Genomic DNA, 3,147 nt, shown 5'->3' on the forward strand with positions numbered 1-3,147 from the left:
GTCGGATCGCTCATCACTGCGCGCGACGTTCTCCTCCCGGTGCTCGAAACGCAACTCGCTTCCGACGCACTCGCAGCCTCGATCGCGCTGGTGAACCTCGCATACCAATGGATTTCTCTGCTGCCCGCGATCGGCGTCGCCCACGTGCTCGGCCTGTTTCCGGATGGTGAGGTGCATCGCCGTTACGAACGGGGCACGCTGCGACTGACCTGGCTCATCCTGGTGGGTCCGGTCGTGCTGCTCACCTGCAGCCCGACTGTGGTGACCCCCTTGACGGTCGAGGGCGATGCGCCGATCCCGAACCCCTTCAAGATGCGCTTCATGAACTTCGACGTGCAGGCGGTGAGCACGTTCCTTGACCTCTCGGGGCTGGCGGTCGTGCTCGCCGGCGCCGTGCTGCTGGTGCTGCGGTACCGTTCGGCGGATGTGCGGACGCGCCGTGCGATGCGGTGGCTGCTTGCGCCGGTCGCGCTGCTGCCGATTGCCGTCGTCGCACAGATCCTGCTCACCGGCGACGCAGAGGTCATCGTCTCGCTGGTCGGGGCGGCTGTGGTTGTCTGCTTCATGGTCGCGCCCGCCCTCGGAATTCTGCAGCCGTCAGGCTTGAACGTGGACACGGTCGTCCGTCGCTCGATCGTCTACGGTTTGCTGTGGACAGCGATCGCTCTCGTTTACGTGGTCGTCGCGGCGACCGTGGGCGCCGCTGCGGGAACACTGCTGCCGGTTGGCTGGGCTGTCGCGATCGGACTGGTCGTGGCCATCGCCTTCCAGCCGGTACGCACCCGGCTCGAAGGCCTCGCCGACCGATGGGTGTTCGGAGCGAAGACCGACGCGACTCAGTTGGTTGTGGGTCTCGGCGAATCGCTGGCCGGCACGTACGACCTCGACACCCTGCTGCCGCGCATGCGCGCCACACTCGAGGACGGTATAGGGCTCCGCTGGGTTCGCATACGGCTGCTGTCCAGTGGCGGCGATCACGAACTTTCGGACCCCGACCGGCAGCCGGTGCTGACCGTGCCGATCGAGGTCGACGGTGAGCGGATCGGGCTCATCGAGTGCGGCCCCAAATTGTCGGGACGCCTTACCTCGGCGGACACATCGATCCTCGAGACGTTCGCGCGACAGGCCGGCATGGCCGTGCGCAACGTGCGGCTGAAGGAGGAGCTCGAGCAGCAAGCCGCCCTCCTGCGCACCTCCCGCACGAGAATCGTCCACACTCAGGAGCAGGAACGCCGTCGCATCGAGCGAAACATCCATGACGGCGTGCAGCAGGACCTCACCTCCCTCATCGGACTGGCCGGACACGCGCGCCGGGAGTTCGAGCACGACCCCGACGCCGTCGGGGATGACCTCGAGGCGATGCAGACGGGTCTGCGGCGCGTGCTCGCCGACCTCCGCGAGTTCGCGCAGGGCATCCATCCGTCGGTGCTCAGTGACCGGGGACTGCTGGTGGCGATCGAAACCCTCGCGGGGCGGCATCCCCTTCCCGTGACCATCCGAGCGGATGCTTCTCTGCGCTCGCTGCGCCTCCCCGACGAATTGGAGGGCGCCGCGTACTTCACGATCGCGGAGGCGTTCGCCAACACCCTCAAGCACGGCCATGCCGCCCGACTCGACGTCGAACTGAGCGAGAACAGTGATCGTCTCACCGTGCGTGTGAGCGACGACGGCGACGGGTTCGACGCCGCCGGGGTGGGGGGCACTGGCCTGGCGAACCTCCGCGACAGGGTCGCCGCGGTCGGCGGCGCACTCCGGATCGACACCTCCCCCGGCGCGGGGACGACCGTCCTCGCCGAATTCCCGCTTCCCGGCGAAAGACCTCGTTCATGACCGGCCGGTTGCGGGTGGTGATCGCCGACGATCACTATCTGGTGCGAGAGGGCGTGCGGCGGGCGCTGGTGAGCGACGGTTCGATCGACGTCATCGCCGTGGTGGGCGACGCCGCCGAACTCGAGCTGGTGGTCGACAAGGAAAGACCGGATGCGGTCGTGACCGACATCCGGATGCCGCCCGGTCACAGCACGGAGGGGATCGAGGCCGCTCACCGCATCCGCGCGCAGCATCCCGGCGTCGGCATCGTCGTGCTCTCCCAGTACAACGACGCCACGTACGCGATGGACCTGCTCCGGAACGGAACAGCCGGAATGGCCTACCTGCTCAAGGAGCGCATCGGCGATCCGCGCGCGCTCCTCGAGGCGGTCCATGAAGTCGCATCGGGAGGATCACGTATCGACCCGGATGTCGTGGCATCCCTCGTGCATGCCGGACGATCGTCGTCGCGACTGGCCGACCTCACCGACCGGGAACGGGATGTGCTGGCCCTCATGGCACAAGGCCGCACCAACGCGGCCATCGCCGAGGACCTTCACCTCTCCGAGTCATCGATCGAGAAGTACGCATCGTCGGTGTTCGCCAAACTCGGCCTCTCCGACGAACGACACGTCCACCGCCGGGTTGCGGCCGTGCTGGCCTATCTGCAGGATCAACAGAGCGCGCGGCCGTTGGACGGATGAGGACACCCGGACGACGCGCAGCGCTCGTCGATCGACCATTCAGAACTTGGGGAGAGGATCCGGGCCGCGGCTCTACGCGTTTCGTTGCACGGATCCCGTGCTACCCGCCTCGCGCACCCCGATGACGGCCATTGCGACGGCGAGAATGAACCCCACGCCGCCGACGGCGGTGACGATGGGATCCTTGCCGGGGCACCGCATCGCGCTGCGGAACCTGTTCTCGATGAGATACCCAGCCGCCATGGTCACGCCGAGCGTGCCCAGCGTGCCCGCGGCACGTCGGCTTCGTCTCCCAACAAGAACCGCAGTGGCAGCCGCGTGAACGGCCATCATGTCGACTGGGCGGACAGCGCTGTCCCCATGAACCACGACTGCCGCGCAACGCGTTTGGGATCGCCATGCCATCGAAAGATCTCGAACGACCGACCCTGGCGAACGGCCACGAGCTGACCCGCCACCCCGAATGCAAGCTGCGCGACCGAGATGACCACCAGCAACTGTCGAGTGCGCACAATGGGACCCTATGCCGCCAAGGAAACCCGCGCGGTGGTCTTGAGGGCCACGCTTCCTCACGCGACCGATGTTTGTGCCTCGAATCGCGATGCCGATTGACCTCAGGTGCTGGTGAATGCCC

At 67.0% G+C, this 3,147-nt stretch carries 2 protein-coding genes; both read left to right on the forward strand.

All coding sequences use genetic code 11. The features are described from left to right. Positions 1 to 1,830, forward strand: a 1,830-nt coding sequence (locus VFX99_RS13480) for a sensor histidine kinase (protein ID WP_329666808.1), incomplete at its 5' end; no start/stop codon positions are given. Continuing rightward, positions 1,827 to 2,513, forward strand: coding sequence for a response regulator transcription factor (locus VFX99_RS13485; RefSeq protein WP_329666809.1), 687 nt, complete (start codon positions 1,827 to 1,829; stop codon positions 2,511 to 2,513). The genes VFX99_RS13480 and VFX99_RS13485, both read left to right, overlap by 4 nt. Positions 2,514 to 3,147: the final 634 nt, after the last annotated feature.

It is taken from the genome of Microbacterium sp., assembly GCF_036277215.1.
In the GTDB taxonomy this organism is placed as follows: Bacteria; Actinomycetota; Actinomycetes; order Actinomycetales; family Microbacteriaceae; genus Microbacterium.